At 48.4% G+C, this 17,040-nt stretch carries 17 protein-coding genes; 4 read left to right on the top strand and 13 right to left on the bottom strand.

From position 1 onward, the window contains the following. Positions 1 to 123 precede the first annotated feature (123 nt). The gene (cysQ, locus tag OCU49_RS04675; RefSeq protein ID WP_261843822.1) at positions 124 to 906 is read right to left on the bottom strand and encodes a 3'(2'),5'-bisphosphate nucleotidase CysQ; all 783 of its coding nucleotides are present in this window, start codon (positions 904 to 906) and stop codon (positions 124 to 126) included. Positions 907 to 1,104: 198 nt separating this feature from the next. Between cysQ and OCU49_RS04670 the strand changes: the two genes are divergently transcribed. Both OCU49_RS04670 and OCU49_RS04665 read left to right on the top strand, forming a co-directional pair. Beyond that, a complete protein-coding gene (locus tag OCU49_RS04670; RefSeq protein WP_261843821.1) occupies positions 1,105 to 1,638 on the top strand; it encodes a hypothetical protein in 534 nt (177 codons plus the stop codon). Between the two features lie 246 nt (positions 1,639 to 1,884). Further along, positions 1,885 to 2,424, top strand: a complete 540-nt coding sequence (locus OCU49_RS04665; protein ID WP_261843820.1) for a hypothetical protein — start codon at positions 1,885 to 1,887, stop codon at positions 2,422 to 2,424. 57 nt (positions 2,425 to 2,481) lie between these two features. On the opposite strand, the gene OCU49_RS04660 is transcribed toward OCU49_RS04665, so the two are convergent. The 7 genes from OCU49_RS04660 to OCU49_RS04630 form a co-directional block, all read right to left on the bottom strand. Then, on the bottom strand, positions 2,482 to 3,042 hold the full coding sequence (locus OCU49_RS04660; RefSeq protein WP_261843819.1) for a lipid-binding SYLF domain-containing protein: 561 nt from the start codon (positions 3,040 to 3,042) through the stop codon (positions 2,482 to 2,484). 209 nt (positions 3,043 to 3,251) lie between these two features. Continuing rightward, positions 3,252 to 3,962 (bottom strand): GntR family transcriptional regulator, encoded by a 711-nt coding sequence (locus tag OCU49_RS04655; protein ID WP_261843818.1) that lies wholly within the window; start codon positions 3,960 to 3,962, stop codon positions 3,252 to 3,254. A gap of 26 nt (positions 3,963 to 3,988) precedes the next feature. Further along, positions 3,989 to 4,813, bottom strand: coding sequence for a 3-methyl-2-oxobutanoate hydroxymethyltransferase (locus OCU49_RS04650; protein WP_261843817.1), 825 nt, complete (start codon positions 4,811 to 4,813; stop codon positions 3,989 to 3,991). A gap of 19 nt (positions 4,814 to 4,832) precedes the next feature. Beyond that, positions 4,833 to 6,131, bottom strand: a complete 1,299-nt coding sequence (locus OCU49_RS04645; RefSeq protein ID WP_261843816.1) for a M24 family metallopeptidase — start codon at positions 6,129 to 6,131, stop codon at positions 4,833 to 4,835. 58 nt (positions 6,132 to 6,189) lie between these two features. After that, positions 6,190 to 7,422: an NAD(P)/FAD-dependent oxidoreductase gene (locus OCU49_RS04640; RefSeq protein WP_261843815.1), complete on the bottom strand. Its 1,233-nt coding sequence runs from the start codon at positions 7,420 to 7,422 to the stop codon at positions 6,190 to 6,192. An 11-nt stretch (positions 7,423 to 7,433) separates the two neighbouring features. Further along, on the bottom strand, positions 7,434 to 7,745 hold the full coding sequence (locus OCU49_RS04635) for a Rieske 2Fe-2S domain-containing protein (protein WP_261843814.1): 312 nt from the start codon (positions 7,743 to 7,745) through the stop codon (positions 7,434 to 7,436). Between the two features lie 79 nt (positions 7,746 to 7,824). Beyond that, entirely contained in the window at positions 7,825 to 8,838 is a 1,014-nt protein-coding gene (locus OCU49_RS04630) for a fatty acid desaturase (protein ID WP_261843813.1), read from the bottom strand. Positions 8,839 to 8,977: 139 nt separating this feature from the next. Here OCU49_RS04630 and OCU49_RS04625 point away from each other — a divergent pair, with 139 nt between their 5' ends. Next, complete coding sequence (locus OCU49_RS04625; protein WP_261843812.1) at positions 8,978 to 9,895, top strand: LysR family transcriptional regulator; 918 nt, start codon at positions 8,978 to 8,980, stop codon at positions 9,893 to 9,895. A 10-nt stretch (positions 9,896 to 9,905) separates the two neighbouring features. Here the strand turns inward: OCU49_RS04625 and OCU49_RS04620 are convergent, their stop codons facing one another. From OCU49_RS04620 to OCU49_RS04605, 4 genes are all read right to left on the bottom strand, one after another. Further along, a complete protein-coding gene (locus tag OCU49_RS04620) occupies positions 9,906 to 11,051 on the bottom strand; it encodes a mandelate racemase/muconate lactonizing enzyme family protein (protein ID WP_261843811.1) in 1,146 nt (381 codons plus the stop codon). 84 nt (positions 11,052 to 11,135) lie between these two features. Beyond that, the gene (locus OCU49_RS04615; protein WP_261843810.1) at positions 11,136 to 12,260 is read right to left on the bottom strand and encodes a mandelate racemase/muconate lactonizing enzyme family protein; all 1,125 of its coding nucleotides are present in this window, start codon (positions 12,258 to 12,260) and stop codon (positions 11,136 to 11,138) included. Beyond that, positions 12,260 to 13,768 (bottom strand): BCCT family transporter, encoded by a 1,509-nt coding sequence (locus OCU49_RS04610; protein ID WP_261843809.1) that lies wholly within the window; start codon positions 13,766 to 13,768, stop codon positions 12,260 to 12,262. The genes OCU49_RS04615 and OCU49_RS04610 overlap by 1 nt, the downstream gene beginning before the upstream one ends. 95 nt (positions 13,769 to 13,863) lie before the next feature. Next, positions 13,864 to 15,186: an FAD-dependent oxidoreductase gene (locus OCU49_RS04605; protein ID WP_261843808.1), complete on the bottom strand. Its 1,323-nt coding sequence runs from the start codon at positions 15,184 to 15,186 to the stop codon at positions 13,864 to 13,866. Positions 15,187 to 15,548: 362 nt separating this feature from the next. On the opposite strand from OCU49_RS04605, the gene OCU49_RS04600 reads away from it, so the two are divergent. Then, positions 15,549 to 15,950, top strand: coding sequence for an MAPEG family protein (locus OCU49_RS04600; protein WP_261843807.1), 402 nt, complete (start codon positions 15,549 to 15,551; stop codon positions 15,948 to 15,950). A 99-nt stretch (positions 15,951 to 16,049) separates the two neighbouring features. Here the strand turns inward: OCU49_RS04600 and OCU49_RS04595 are convergent, their stop codons facing one another. Continuing rightward, entirely contained in the window at positions 16,050 to 16,898 is an 849-nt protein-coding gene (locus OCU49_RS04595; protein WP_261843806.1) for a CZB domain-containing protein, read from the bottom strand. Between the last annotated feature and the right edge of the window lie 142 nt (positions 16,899 to 17,040).

The raw sequence follows: 17,040 nt of genomic DNA, 5'->3' as shown, positions 1-17,040 counted from the left end.
AAAGAAAGTGTCGTTTAAAAATATTGAGTCGCATAAGTGAAAAGACCATCCCAATAGAGAACTCAGCACCCTAGCCAAGAAATACACTGGACTATCAGCCAATACAAACTACAAAGCCAACCACTACTTAACGCTGTACCGCCCAACGGCTATAAACGCTCCATTCCTATACTCCGCCTTCCCATATGGAAATGCTCCACCTTCCGGCAAATTCACCTGTCCACCAGCAGCCCGCAGTACAGCATCTCCCGCACCGGTATCCCACTCCATCGTTGGACCAAAACGCGGATATACATCTGCCTCCCCCGCTGCCAGTAAACAAAACTTAAGCGACGAACCTATCGCAACCGTGTGATCAATTTGCTGCTGTTTCAGCCATTCATTGGTCAGCTCATCACGATGAGAGACACTCGCAACGGCCACCGGCCCAGTAGCAGGTACATCCCTGGGATTCAGACGCACACAACCTTGTGCATTTTCTTCAAATGCTCCGTTCTCGTTGCCATAAAAAATCCGTCCCAGCGCCGGGGCATACACTACCCCTAATACAGGTACGCCGTTATCTATCAGGGCTATATTTACAGTGAATGAGCCTTTGCCATCTTTTTTCAAAAACTCTTTGGTGCCATCTAACGGATCAACCAGAAAAAATCGCTCAGGCGCCCGAATAACATGGCTACTCGCATTTTCTTCAGAGATAACGGTTACTTCCGGTGCAACTAGTTTTAACACAGGCAAAATCAGGTCTTCCGCTGCCTGATCCGCACGCGTAACAGGAGAACCATCCTGCTTAATATCCGCCTGAATACCGTCATCAATGAGCATTTCCTGATAGACGCCCATAATGGCATCTCCCGCCTGGCGGGCGACATCAATCAAGGGCGCCAGCAAGTAATCTGTTTGCATATTGTTTCTCTTTTTATCGCTAATATTTATTTGCGAAATCCACTGGTACAACAAAAGTGTTTAATCCTGTTCATTTAAAAATCAGCGTTTGAACCTAAGCTCTGCCAACCTTGTCTATATAACAATACTTCAACGTGCTTCAGCTAACAGTCACAATAAATACGTTATAACTAACCTACACTATAAAAGGTGAATACTATGATGAATAAGTACATAGTTGCCTGCTGTGTGGCTATCACAACACTTCTGACATCTCCTGCCAGTTATGCAGAAAGACCTGCATGGACAGGGTTCTACTCTAACGAATCATATTCAAATAAAGCCTACAAACACAGGGCTTATAGGCACCAAGCTTTCAAGCACCGGACTTATAAGTACCCGAGTTACAAACTCCAGACTTACAGTGCTAAACGCTTTGATAACCATTTTTCTCGCAAGCAATATGGTTACTACGGTACTTATAAGAGTTTACCAAGAGGCTTGAAGAAGAAGCTTAAGCGCGGTGGGAAACTTCCCCCAGGATGGCAAAGAAAACTTCGCCGGGGAGATGTTCTTCATTACAGCTACAGAAACCTGAGAGAGCCAATCCCATACAGATTAAGACAGCGGTTACCTGATTACGATCGTGCTCGCTATGAACTCATCAAAATCAGAAACCAGATCGTTAGGGTATCTAAAGGCGACGGAACTATTCTCGATATTATTATCCTGTCTGATTTATTAACGCGCTGAGAGACAGTTCTTAAATCGCACTTAACATCATATATTGATCAGCTAATACAACTGGCAGAATCATTTGTGTGCTGCGCTCAAACACACTAAACCCTTTGGCTTTATCAGTGTCTATCAATATTGCTATCCCCTAAGTACTTCTATAATCAAATCACCGCTCACGCAATACGTTAAAAACGTGCTTCAGCTAACAGTCACCTGCTATCAGCTATATATGCGTATTGCCACGAATTAATGGTCAATATTATGCTAAAAAAATTAACCATGGTCTGCAGCCTCTGTATCGCCGCACTTTTAATGGCACCCGCCAGCCAGGCGGCCAAGCCTGAGGGTGTTGGCAAAGACAAAACTAAACACCAGCACAAAGCAGCCAAACACAATAAGTCTGCTAATAGTGGTAATACGGAAAGTTATGACGAAGCCAAAATATACGGCTTCACCCGAAATGAAGCAGACATTATCCGTGACTATTACGGTGATCATTACGGTTATGATGCCCGTACTTATAAAAGCTTACCAAAAGGCCTGCAAAAGAAACTCGCCAGAGGTGGCAACCTGCCACCGGGCTGGCAGCGGAAATTGCAACAAGGTGATGTACTGGATCATGAGCTGCGAGCCCTGAGCGAACCTGTTCCCGAAAGCTTACGCCGCCGCTTACCCGATTATGACCGTGCACATTATGAGCTGATCAGAATTAAAGATCAGATTGTCCGTGTTGCCCGTGGTGAAGGAACTATCATTGATATTCTTAGCCTGACCGACCTGTTCCTTAACCGCCAGAACTAACCACTATGTTCCGTACCTGTCTCAGCGGCAGGTACGAAATTACATTCAATGCAGTAATCAGTTCAATTCGTTATCACGCCAGAACTTGGTGCCTTTTAATGTGGCCTGTAATGCCAGACCGGTATCTGTTACCTGATACAACGTCATGTCCCCTAACGGAATACCGCCACCAGCCTGACCACCGGTATAAGACGCTTTTGCAGCGGCATCAGCCTCCGCACTGAACACAAAACCTTTTTCAACAAAGTCCCGATAAGCTTTTGGCGTGTGGAATACAAACAGAGCACGGAAGTCTTTAACGCCTAATCCAAGTCCGACACCAGCCTCTCCCATCTTCATATAGGTGGGCCGCCCAGCGGATTTAGCAACGCCAAAACCACCACCGGCAGCCACCAGAAACAGTTTCAGCTGGGTATTACTGAATACCGCATAGCCCGGTGACTCCGCCACATGTGAGCGGGCTCCGGGGCTAACGGCATAAATATCCCTTAATACCTGATTGTGCATTTGTTCAATGGTGGCGCGTTTATCTGCTGAAGTAGTTCCCGTCGCAGTACAGCCGGCCACTGCCAGCAAAAAACATCCCAACAGAATACAGATAAGATTTCTTACAGACATGACATGTACCCGTTCAGCACCAATGATTTGATACTTAAAGCATAGTCTCAGCTAACCAGCCTTGCAGATCAGGACCAAGACAGAACAGGAATAACCACTAACAGTAACAGCATGACTCTTTATAGCTGCTAGCTGCCAACATCAGCCCTCCATAAAAAAGGGCCGTTCCTGATACAGAACGGCCCTTCCGAATACTCACTGTCGGCTGTTTACCGGAATTGTTCCAGCTGCTGCCGGGCAAAATTCTGCAGATACTGCATCAGCTCGGCAGAGCACGCCATTGAAATGGTTTCATCGCCAGTCAGTAATGCCTGCATCTGACGGACATACAGATCAGTGCAGTAGGCCTGGTCTTCATTACTGGCGTAGTAATACCAAAAGCGACGGGACAGGCCCTGGGTCGATTTAATCGAGTCTAGGATAAATTCGTTCTTGGAGGAGTCCGCCAGAATATTATGAATTTCCCGAAGTTGTGCCATGAATCCTTTACGGTCACTGTTATCCAGTGCGTGCAGGGCTTCGATCACCGGTGTGATACGGGCACGGTCAGCATCGACCATCCGCTCAATGGCTTTTTCAATACACAGCCGTTCCATCATGCCGCGGGGTTCAAGCAGCTTAAGCATCGTCATGGGATTCAGCTCAGGAATCACCACACCCGCCCGGGACAACCGCACCAGGTTTTCATTTGCCAGTCGGGTCAGTGCTTCCCGGACCGGCGTGCGACCCAGATTCAGGTATTCGCTGACCTCGGTTTCAGTCATGACTGAACCGGGTTCCAGGTCACAGCTGATGATGGCAGCTTCCAACAGCTCAGCCGCAAGCTCAGCCTTGGTCTTTTTTTCCAGAGATGTTTGCATGCTGGGATTATATCGAAAATCGACATAATACCCAGCGGTTTCATCCCAGTCGGTAGCCATTTTAGGATATTTGGAAAAACAACCAGTTAAGGCTGTTTATCCATTTCTTCAAGGAATTTATCTAACTCAACGGCATTCATCTCAACTGACTCAGCAATCCCCGGAAATGTGCCTTCCTCTACATCCGCCCGGAACTCTTTGAGCGCTGCAATTCGTTCACGACGCATCTGTTCGCGGATCTCGAAGAAGTTACGGTATGTACGTACATGCCGCGGCGGATTTTCCGTTTCACCCACAATGTCATCAGTAAACAGGAACATTACATCGCCACCGGAGCCTGCGCCTATAGAAGTGGTTACAAGTTTGGTTTTCATGTTGATCGCCGCCAGCACTTCTGTGGGTACGACTTCAACTTCAACTGCCCAGGCACCCGCGTCCTCGAGGCGCTTAAACTGTCGGTACAATTCCATGGCTTCTTCCGCGGTACGGCCAAAGGCACGCAAGCCGCCAATCCAGGTAGATTTACGGGGAATTAGCCCGGCATGCCCCATTACCGGCATATCAAAGCTGGCCAGCTTGCTGACCATCTCCAGATTACGGATGGTATAGACTGCATCGGCACCACCTTCCATTGCCTTAAACGCACCGTTGATAACCGCTTCTTCCTGATAATAATCAGTCAGCTGTAGCGCAGCGGTAATGAAGGTATGTGGGGCTGCCGTACGGGTCACGGCAAGATCATCAGCAACGATGCTAATCATATCGATGCCCGCTGCTTCAGCCGCAGCAGCCTCTTCAGCATTAACTGCAGTTACCTGCGTAAGTTTGGCACCGCCTTTGTGAGCAGCAAGATCCCCAGCCGTCCAGTTTCGCAGGCCGAATTCGCCGCCATAGGTATATATTTTTTTCATTACTGGTTCCTCAGCAGGCTTAAAATTCGCGATTCAGAAGATTGTCTTCAAAGGGATAACGGGACAATGTGATCGGACCTGACTCAGTCACCAGCACCTGGTTCTCAAGTTTGATACCTTCATTACCGCCAACTTCTCCCACATAGCTTTCCACGCAAATCACCATGCCGGCTTCAAGCTGACCGTCAAAATGGAATTGATCATCTGCCGGGTAATAGACCACCGGCCATTCATCTCCCATACCAAGCCCGTGACACAGTGCCGGATAGGTTTGCTGGCCAATTGCCTCAGGCTGGATATAACGGTTCGCAATGATGTCGTTGAAATCCGCGCCTGGCCGCATCAGTTCCGTGTTGTGCTGAATCTCTTCCCAGGCTTGGGAATAAAGCATTTTCTGATGCGCGGTCGGTTTACCCGGACCACAATGGAAGGCGCGGGAAATATCCGCACCGTAGCCAAACGGGCCAATCATACCGCAGTCAAAACACACCAGATCACCGGCGCGAATCATCCGCGAACCGGCCTCCTGTTGCCACGGATTAGTTCGCTCACCGGATGCCAGCAGACGGTATTCGATCCACTCACCGCCACCTTCGATATTCGCCTGCCACATATGCGACCACAGCTGCACTTCGCTGATGCCATTAACTAACGCATTGCGCATCCGGGTCATCCCGTCTTCTGCCACGGCAATGGTTTGATTCATGCATAGAATCTCTTCTGCACTTTTAATTTTCCGGGCCATAGCCATCGCTGAACTCGCATCTAATACTTCCAGCCCTACACTTTGAAATGCAACAGTGCCTTCAGTACCGGCTTTTTCCAGACCTATGCGAGGATTTCCACCACCATACTGATCCATCAGTTCTTTAATCTGTAACGCCCATTTACGGCACCATTCTTCATGGCGGCTACCAGCAAACATATGACTGATAGGAAGTAAGTCATCACGAATAATATCGATGGTTTCCAGCTGATTGCCGGTATAACGACCCGGCGATGAATCAAAATACACGACTGGACCTTCTGCCGGTACAAACAGATATCCGGCATGGATATGAGTTTGAAACAGAGCACAGTTACGTACGCCTGTGGCATAACGGATCGACAGTGGATCAGTAAGCAACACACCGCCTAAATTGTGCAGTTTAATCTGCTCACGTAAGCGTTCTTGCCGGTAACGTCGCAGCCGTGGCATATCCAGCATAGCTTCGGTATCGGTCAGTTGAGTTGGCGGCGTTATCCAAGCTGCCTGTTCCAGCGTCATTGGCTGTGGCTTGGCAGCTATGCCGGTATCGTAATCGGATGCTTTGTTCATTTTTTATAGCTCTTAATTGTTTTTGTTATGGTTTTTCAGATCGTCAAGCTTACAAAGATCAAAGCTTCAGCAATTTCTTTAGCGATACATTTTCATCTGCCAGCATTTCAAAAGGCGGATTTTTACCCTGTTGCAATAGCATTTGCCCTACCCTGACATCCTTCGCAATGGAAGTACCCTTACCCCAGCCGACAACTCCAGTCAGTACACCGTCACTGTGGATAAAGTAGATAAGCTTGCCTTCTTCCGCAGAGCCGCGGCTTATGAGTTGCGCCTGACTATCGAACATTCCTGCCACCTGGAATGACCAGTCATACTGATCAGACCAAAGCCAGGGCACCGCGCTGTTATCAGTTGATTCACCACAGATTGCAGCAGCAACAGCCTCCCCCTGAAGATTGGCATTCTGCCAGGACTCCATACGGATCGAGCGCTGATAATATGAATGGTAGCTGTTGGCACAATCGCCAACTGCATAGATATTTGGATTGCCGGTACGGCCCTGAGCGTCGGTACAAATGCCATTATCCACCGCCAGACCAGCAACCTCTGCCAGCTCGGTATTCGGTATCAGGCCAATGCCTACTACTGCGACATCGGCATCAATCAACTGATCTTCGAGCTGAATACCACTAAGACGGTCATCACCAACAAAGCCATGTATGCGGGCGCTACAGTGGAATGTCACACCTTTCGCTTCATGCAATGCGACTACGTCTGCCGCAATTTTTTCAGGCAAGCTGCGCTGTAAGACTCTTGGTGCCGCTTCAATGACACACACTTCCAGACCCATTTGGCGGGCACTGGCTGCAACTTCCAGACCGATGAAGCCACCGCCAATAACGGCTAGTTTTTTATACTGCTTAAGCTCAGCACTAAGCTGTATAGCATCGCCGTGGCTGCGCAGATAATGCACACCAGGCATTACTTTATCGGGCAACTGCCGAGGACGACCTCCAGTGGCCAGAATCAGTTTGTCATAACCGATCATCAGACCATCACCCAATTGCACTTTCTGCGCTTCAGGTAGTATTTTCTCTACCCGGCTGCCCAGCATTAACTGAATATTGTGACTATCATAAGCAGGTAAATCCCTCACCAAAATATCGGATAAACCTTTCTCGTCACGCAGTACCGCTTTTGATAAGGGTGGCCGCTCATAAGGAGGTAACGCTTCTTCTCCGATAATACAGACCGAATCGCTATAGCCTTTTTCCCGCAGTGCAAAGGCAGCTCGGGCCCCCGCCTGACCAGCACCAATAATCAGTGTACCTACTTTCAGTTCTGCCATGCTGATAATCCTCAGACGATCTGAATGTAAACCTGATCACCTTCCACCTTGACCGGGAAGGTAACCAAATCTTCACATACCGGTGCACTCAGCGCTTTTCCGGAAGAAATTTCAAAGCGGCCCTGATGCAACGGGCATTCAATTACATTGCCAATTACCAGACCATCTTCAAGATGCTGCACTTCATGAGTGCAGTAACCGGCAGTGGCGAAAAAACCATTGTCTGTGTTGTAAATGGCATAGGTTTTATCTTCATGATCAAAGCGAATCAGATCTTCTTCATCTATTTCAGCCGTGTCACAGGCCAGCACCCAGTTAGTCATAAGAATTCCTCGCAGCATTATTTTGTTATCGTTTTTTGCAATTATTGGCGTTGTTTTTTCAACTTTGCCCAACGCAGTATCAGGACATTTCCTGTACTTCTGGTGTATTGATCATATGTGGCGCCTGACGAATACTTGCAGCCTGAGTTGAGCCACCCATAGAACGACGCCATACCACCTGCAGCACTTCCAGATTGGTACGGATAAAACCCGGATCAGGTTGCGGTATCTGATCTTTAATCTCAGCATTAAGGCTTTCTAACTGATGGAAAGGCACCATCGGATAAAGATGATGTTCAATATGAAAGTTCATATTCATGTAGAGAAAACGGCCCAGCCAGTTGCTGCTAAAAGAGCGGGTAGATTTACAGATATTCACATCATTCTCCTGCATTTCTACATGCTGAATCAGGGTGAACAGCAGCATTACCGGGGCGCCTAATAAACGGGGAATGATGATGAACCACAGCGGCCACATAATACCCACTGCTGCCATACCGATCAGTGCCGCATATATAGCCAGACAGATACGCGCTCCCCACTTCAGTTTGCCCAGCTCTGATGCCGGTGTGTAATCCAGTACTTCAGCATCGAACTTGCCTAGTGCATTGCGAATAAACAGACGGGTTTCGTAGACGTACAATGCCCAGCCGGTAATCTCCAACAACCAGCCTTTGAAGTTCATTGGCGTGGCAAATGGCATTTGGGCATCTTTACCTTCAATCCAGGTATAGGTGTGGTGTCGGGCGTGAGCAAAGCGGCGATGATTAGGCTCTTCGTAATACAACACTGAAGATATCCACAGCAAAGCTTCATTCAAACCACGGGTGCGGAAGGCAGAGCCATGGGCACATTCATGGGATAGCGCATAGCTGGGTACCGTCAGGAAGATGCCGTAGAGAAACATGGCAGGCCAGTGCCAGACAGTACCGATACTCAGGTATACCCCATAGCCGGTAATCAGCAGAAAAGCAGCCCACTGTGCCAGCCAGATAAGGCCTGGTTTATCGCTGCGGCGCATCAGGGCTTTCAGATTTTTCTTTGGAACACTAATACCGGAGGATGCAGCATTAGTCGCTTGATAGTCAGACATAGAGAACTCTTCATCGCGTTATAGTTTTTATACCTACAGTAGAAAACAGCCACCGAAAAGTGACAAACGATGAATTTGCTGTTATCACATTATTTAAACTTATGCATAACTTGGTCATAACTAAATCCAGGAAAACACTGTGAATAAACTGCCCCCGGTGCAATGGTTACGTTCCTTTGAATCTGCTGCCCGACACCTAAGCTTTACTCAGGCAGCCAGTGAGCTGCATGTCACCCAGTCATCTGTAAGCCAGCAGGTTAAACTGCTGGAAAATTATCTTGGTGAGTCACTGTTTATTCGCCGGGTACGCAGTCTTGAGCTGAGTGAAGCCGGACGCCTGTACTTGCCCTGGGTGCAGCAAGCTTTCGAGATGTTGCGCCAGGGCACAGAACTATTTACCGGTAAGGGTCACCAGCTAGCCATTACTGTGCGGGCTAACATCGCCTTTATCACTTTCTGGCTATCCCCCAGACTGTCTGATTTTTATCAGCGTCATCCTGAGATTCAGACCAGCCTGACCACCATGATCTGGCAACGGGATTACGGGTTAGGTGAAGATGATCATGTGGAAATTCGCTTCGGCAAAGGTGATTGGCAAGTCGATGAGCTGTACGCCTTTCCCCGCCAGACCTGTTTTCCGATCTGCACACCGGAAATAGCCGCTCAGCTAAAAACACCGGCAGATATCCTCGCATTCACCCGCTGGGAAACCCAGGGATCTGCAGACCGCTGGGAAAACTGGCTCAGCTATGCCGATTGCGATACGCAGGGGAGCCAGCCAGTTCACTCTACTTCAACTTTTGTAGTGTCGATGGACATGGCCCGGCGCGGGCTGGGTATCGCACTGGGACATCCACTGGTGTGTGCAGACCTGCTGGCCAGCGGCGAACTGGTCAAGCCTTTCGATATCAATATGCCAATGGAAGAAAACTACTATCTGCTCAGCCCCGCGGACAACGAGCGTAATGCCAGTGGCCGGGTATTCTGCGACTGGGTCAAAGCCTTTTTCCCGCCCTCAAAAGCTGATACTGCCCTACTACGCCCAGCTTCCAACTAAAACCCCGCAGTCACTGGCTGTTCAGGGTGCAGGCTTTTATCAGCGCCCAATTCAGATCAACACCGAGCCCCGGTAACTCTGCCCGCACAGCGATCATACCGTCGTCATCCAATTGATGGGGATTCAGTGCCAGCTGCCTGCGTAATACCGAAGGACTGGTGGAAAACTCCAGCGGTTCACAGGCTTCCTGTGCCGCCAAAAAGTGCGTGTTCACTGCAATAGTAATATCCGTGTTATAGCCGTGGGGGATGATTCGACTACCGGTATCAGCAAGGGTATTCTGCAATTTCATCGCTTCACTAACACCGCCGAACATGGTGATATCCGGCTGGGCAATATCAACAACGCCAGCATCCAGCCAGGGTTGATACTCACGCACTGTAGTCAGCCCAAGATCCCCTATACCTAATGGTAAACTGGTACGTTGTTTAAGGCGCTGATGATCTGAAAGATTATCCAGTGGAAAAGGCGCTTCCAGCCACTTCACATCCAGCTCTTCCAGCAAATCTATAAAGGGTTCTAACTGGGCGTAGTGCTGGAATTCCAGCGCCACATCCAGCATCAGTTCAATATCCGGACCAATGAACTCCCGTAGCTCCCTCAAATTTGAACACGCCAGATCATAGTTGTACCACCAGGGTTCCACACAGATTTTGATCCGCCGGAATCCCTGACTGAGGAATTCGCCGATCTGGATTTTAAAGCTATCCGGCTGTTCCTTCATGGGATATACCGTGGCATAGGCCGGTAACCGCCGATGCTGCTGCGGGCCGAAATACTCCAGCAAAGGTTTGTCTTCGGAGCGGGCATACAAATCCCACAGGGCAATATCCAGCGCACTGATGGCATGAATCGCCACTCCGTGACGACCGTGCCAACTGGTATGTTTGAACATCTTGTGCCACAAACGGATCGGGTCATCCAGGTACTCACCTTTCAGCAACCCGGCCAGACCACAGGACAAATGGTTATAGGCGGGCGCATCAATCAATGCCTTTATGATCGCCGGCGGCGAATCGCTCTCACCGATGCCGTAGAGGCCATTATCCCCATGCACAATTACCAGCACATTCTGGTAGCTACCTTCAAAACGCACATAATCCGCCTGCGGATCCTGCAGACAAAGCACCTGAATATTTTCAATTCTGACAGACATTTTTCAACACGCGCATAAAACCCGGTACCTGCACGGCAACCGGGTTTTCTGATCTCACAATTGAGTCGCTAAGTAGCGGCTCTACTAACGGCTGAATCGCCGGTGGAAATACACCAGCGGGTCAAGCACATCCCAGTCCAGTTCAACACCTAAGCCCGGTAATTCTGTCGGGTTAATAAAGCCTTCACTGTCGGGTCTGAATACCTGTTTAGCACCCACTTCATATTTTTCATATGGAGCGGCCTGTTCAAAGTATTCACAGTTCGCATTGGATAGCATCATGTGCAGGTTAGCCGCCTGTGTCAGGGTATAGCCCCAGGACTGAACTTCAGCCTTGAGACCATATGCCTGACTCAGCGCCATTACCCGACCACCGTTGGTAAAGCCACCGATGGTAGTGAAATCAAAACGAACCCGGTCCCAACTGCCGCGCTGTAGCGCCTGATTAATCAGTTGCAGATTAGGCACCGCGTTACCGCCAGCCACGATATCAATATCCAGATTTTCAGAGAGGTAACGATAGCCTTCAAAGTCGGTATCGCTGAGCGGCTCTTCAAAGAAGTCCCACTCGTATTTATCCAGCAGGCGCCCCATTCTCAACGCCTGCTGCCGGTTGTAGTTGGCATCAACATCCAGACTCCAGCCTATGTCCTGATCAGCAAATTCTTCCTGCAGTACTTTTACCAGGGAATAATCTTCCTGGAAGACACAGCGCGGATGGATTTTAATAGCATTGAAACCCTGCGCCAGCATCTGGTGGCAGTACTCTATGTATTGCTGATTATCCTCTAACAGAGGACTGGAAGCGTATGCCCGTACCCGGGACTGTGCCTGACCAAGCATTTTATAGATTGGCAGATTAAGCAGCTTTCCCTTGGCATCGTGCATGGCAATATCGAACAACGAGGTCGCGACATTCTTCAGCGGCACATACCGGGACATACACTCGGCATAGATCTTGGGTATATCGAACAGACCTTTCCCCAGTAGGAAAGGTGCCATCAGAGATGCACTTTCGACCACACTACGATCGAATTCATGTTCGGTATACACGGTCGAGCCGGCAACGCCGACCAGACCATTATCAAAGGTCAACTCGACGACAATCATCGCCTCGTACATTGGCCCAAGAAAAGAAGACCAAGAGACCTTCTCGCCATCGGGACCGATACCATAGATGTCAATTGACTCGACAACCGGTTGGGTCATTATGGATTGTCCTCACGGATGTACTTCCACGTGGTGTACATCATAAAGATTAGAATAAACATGATAGGCAGACCAGTAATGACTGCTGCTGTCTGCATCGTCTTAAGACCACCCAGGAACAACAGAATCACCGGCATTACCGCGATGGCGAAACACCAGAACAGACGGTTATTACGCGCCGGCTCTTGGCCTTCATCCAGTTCTTTGGTACTGGCACAGGCCATAGTGTAAGCCGCAGAGTCAAAGGTAGTTGCCAGCATAACAATGCCGGAAATACCTACTGCGATCAGCACCAGACTGGCCAGCGGTAAAGTTTTAAATAACTCAATAATGGCAACTGCAGGGCCAGAGCTGTTAACAACAGCTTGGAAATCCACACCGCCATTGACCTGCAGGTCTATACTGTAACCGCCCAGTACGATGTAAAAGATAGCGCAACCTAAAGTGCCCCAGGTCAGCATGCCAAGAATAACTTCACGGATCGTACGACCACGTGAAATACGTGCCACGAACATTCCCATGAACGGTGCATAAGACACCCACCACGCCCAGTAGAAAACTGTCCACGCCTGTGGGAAACCGCTGCCGGAAATTTTATCTGTCCAGGTACTCATAGTGATGTAGTTACTAACAGCATAACCAATCGAGTCCATGCCCAGACCAAGAATGAAGTTAGTCGGACCAACCACAAAGACATAAATGACGACAGCAATCGAAATAGTGGTCGCAAAGTTCGACAGGTTCTTAATGCCTTTATCCAGACCTAAACCACTGGATACAGTGAAGATAGCGGTACAGGCAAGAATGATGCTGACATCCAGATAGGTGCTGCGTTCAAAGCCAAACACTTCAGCAAAGGCACCACTGATCATTGGTGTGCCTAATCCCAGCGACGTTGCCGCGGCACCCAGTACACCAAAGATGAACAGGTAGTTGAGCAAAGTCCCCAGCGGGCCATCAACCAGGCTGCCTAAAGCACCCCGGCAAGCTTCACTGATACCGTAAGTATGTACTTTCCGAACGTAATAAACGTAAGCAATAGCTATCGTAGGTACGCAGTAAAGCGCCCAAGCCGTTGGCCCCCAGTGGAACAGACCATAAGCCTGACCGACGGTGTACATCTGGTCAGTCTTAGCTTCCAGACCAAAAGGTGTCCAGGCGTAGTGATAACCCCATTCTGTACCTGCCCACAGCATCAATCCGGACGCTATACCCGCCAGAAATACCATGGTTGCCCAGGAACCTTTGGAGAACTCTGCCGGTGCATCTTTATCACGGCTCAGCTTGATATTTCCATGCCGGGAAAACGCCAGCGTCAGCAGAAAAATCAGGGCTGCCAGGCCAATCGCCAGAAAAGCAAAATCAAAAGTGCTGGTCATCCACTTAAAAATAGTGTCTTTGATCACCTCTTTTGATGCATCTGGATACATTACCAAAGGCAACGCCGCCAGAAGAATCACCGCCAGACTGACAATTTGCATCTGCCGGTTAGTTTCAACAGTCTTCATTATTTTTGTCCTGTTAATATTTAAAAAGCCGCAAACAACTGCACTGCTCAAAACTGAACAGCAAAGTATGCCGAAGCATTGCGGCGTCCAGAAAATTACTGCATGAGTGCAACAATTTGAGCGGCTTCCATCTTCTGAAAAGCCAGATCTTCCTTAATAGAAAGGTCTGCAGCAAAAGCTGCAGCCCGTCCGTATTCGAAGCACTGCGCTGTCACCCGGCAGCTTGCTAATGCTTCATGTTCACTGCTCAGGCAACGCCCGGCAACGATCACATCCTGGCCGCTTTTCGGCACCAGAGTGTGGAAAGGTACATCGTAGTAATCATCGACCAGCCATTCGGTCTTTGGCTTTGCACCGTAGTGCAATTCAATTGGCCAGGAAGTTTTGGCAATACTGTCTTTGCGCTTACGTTTACTGATGACATCGTCATTCATTAAACGCGCAACACCATCAATAGAACGTGTCTGGCGGACACCCACTTCTGTAGCGTAATCAATGAAGTAAGCGTTTTCACAGCCCGGTATGTTTTCACGCATGAATTTAAAGAAATTCTGTGCCTGATAAATCGAGAATTGTTCAGCTTCGGAATGATCAACAGGATTAGTCACGTCGAGCGCCCGGCCATCAAAGCCGGTAACCTTAGTGGCATTTACCAGCAACTCACCCGGATTAACTGTTGGGAACAGCCAGACCTTTTTGCGCAGTAAGTCTTCCTCCGCTTCAAGCATGCTGACAACTTTCGGCGGCGAAATCGTATCCTGCCCCCAGTAAGCAAGATATTGCTGCATATTCACATTACCGACCTTGAACATCATGGTCGGATTCTGGATGACACCATCATTACCTTTGCTCGTTTGTAGTCCCATCTTGTATACAACGTCGGCATCGCCGCTGGCATCAATGGCTTTTTTTGCATTCACTCGGGTAAAACCGGACTTGGTATTCAGCACCATGCCTTTAAAGGCATCGTCTTCAGTAATCACATCAATCATCTGAGTGTGATAAAGCACAGTTACACCGGCTTGCCGTGTCATATCTGTTGCGACCCGTTTGTAAGTCCCGCAGTCATGGGTAGCTACCCAGGTTTTGCCGTAGATTTGCGGATCTGTTAAGCCACCAGCCTGATATAACGCATCTCGAAAGCGCTCCGCAAAACCAAAAATAATCTGCTCAGGCTTCGCTACCAGCGGATCAGCGACTGTCATATACAGCCCACAGATAGTGCCGGACATACCGGATACAGCCGCACCACCAAGAAAGCCCAGTTGCTCAATCAACAAAACCCTGTTTCCCAGCTCACTGGCACTGACAGCTGCCGCAATGCCCGCCGGGCCACCGCCCACTACGATGATGTCGAACGTGCCGAAGCAAGGCAGCTGATTTTTATAATCAGCCGGCAGATTATTGCGGTATGTCATGGCGTACCCTTCACAAGCTATTTGGAAAATATCAAACGGACACAAACCGAATAATATAGATATATTTTTAATATATTTTGAATATTGTCACCAAGACACTCAGTCTGTCAATCCTCACGGGGGAGAAATTCACAGAGAAAACTCCGCTGCTAACTTAGAATCGGAACTGGAAATACATATACGGCGCCTGAAAGGCTGCAAAGAAAAAGATAGAAAAATAGTCGAATAACCGCTTAAAAGAATGATCGGTCAAGAATTTTGCTTATTTGATCATGGTTAGTCCGCTCTTGCCGGACCATCATTACCCCATCAGAAACAAAGCCGATAACGGCTCAAAAATAATCATTGATGAGGCAATAACCATGCAACAGATATATACCTATTTACTGCTCAGCGGTGCCCTGACATTGCTATTGTGGACACCTTACATTCTTGCCCGTGCAGTGGTCTGGGGCATTCCAACATTCCTGAATAATTATCCTGAAGGTTATCCACAACAAGCTCCCCAGCAACCACTCTGGGCTGAGCGGGCACAACGGGCTCATCTGAACATGGTTGAAACCATGCCAGCCTTCATTGCGGTGGTGTTTGCTGCGATTGGACTTCAGGCAGATGTTTCCGAAGTCGCTATGTGGGTAAGCTTGTTCTTCTGGGCGCGGCTGGGACATGCAGTGGTATATATTCTGGGTATTCCATACTTACGTACCCCAGTATACCTACTGTCATGGTTTGCGATTCTGGCAATTGCAGCCAGCTGTTTATGAGCACTGTAGTACGGAAATTATGACTACAGGTAACTTACATAACTAACAAATACAAAAAAGCTCTTTACAAATAAGAGCTTTTTCTGTTGCAGTAAAAACTTAAGCGGCGGGGGCCTCTACTTCTACTTCTACTTCTTCATTCAAATGCTGATGTAACTTTTCCAGTGATAACAGCATAAAGCTAAGACCCGATGGATCACGAATAAAACCTTCCAGCGGTTCCCGGCTATTTTCCCGGACAATGGCTTCCATCGCATCAATATTATAATCAATCACGTCGCCAATATTATCCAGTACTAATGAGAACCATGTATCCTGACCTTCACGGGTAAGATGTAACACCACCGGGTGAATACCATTTTTCAAAAACTCACTGATGTAATCCAACGTTCTGAGCAAAACCCGTAATGTGGTTTGTTTTTCAATTCTTAACTTAGCAATGGCTTCATCAACCTGGCCTGCTGCAGCCATATCCAACAGGATATCCGCCATTGAATGAATCCGTACATGCGGCTCTTCAATCTTATCCAGCAACGAACGCAGGCTTTCATCCTTAGTTTTAAAACTGTAATACCACTTGCCGAAATCACATATTTTAGGATCACGGGCAAGATTAAACGGCTCACCGGACGTAATCGATTGCTCTAACGCAGACACCCAATCTACATGAGCTTTCTGATAGCCGGCTATTTCATCGACAAGGCTCATCAGGTCATCCCGCTCACGGCGGTGCCCCAGCGTAGTTGCGCACTCAAACACAGGCACTAAGGTATTGCGGAAATCCAGATAGCCCACAAAACCTTCGGCTTCACGACCACCCGCATATTGAATTTCGTTGAATGTATCGGAAAAACTGAGAATATTGCCGACATTAATGCCATACAGGCTATCACCAATACTGAAAGTCAGTGCCTGATTTCCATTGCTGTCCAGGTTTCGTAATGACATACCATCACTTCCGGTTGTGTTGTGTTTGTGGCCAGATCGGCATAAGCCCTGCTATCTATAGTAAGCTTAAACCAGCACAGTCTTTACATCTTACAACAACAATAGTTAATACAGCGGTTTACAACAGCCAGCATCGCCCACT

This window comes from Aliamphritea ceti (assembly GCF_024347215.1).
GTDB classification, from domain to species: Bacteria; Pseudomonadota; Gammaproteobacteria; order Pseudomonadales; family Balneatricaceae; genus Amphritea; species Amphritea ceti.
This window is presented reverse-complemented; position numbering and strand designations above follow the sequence as displayed.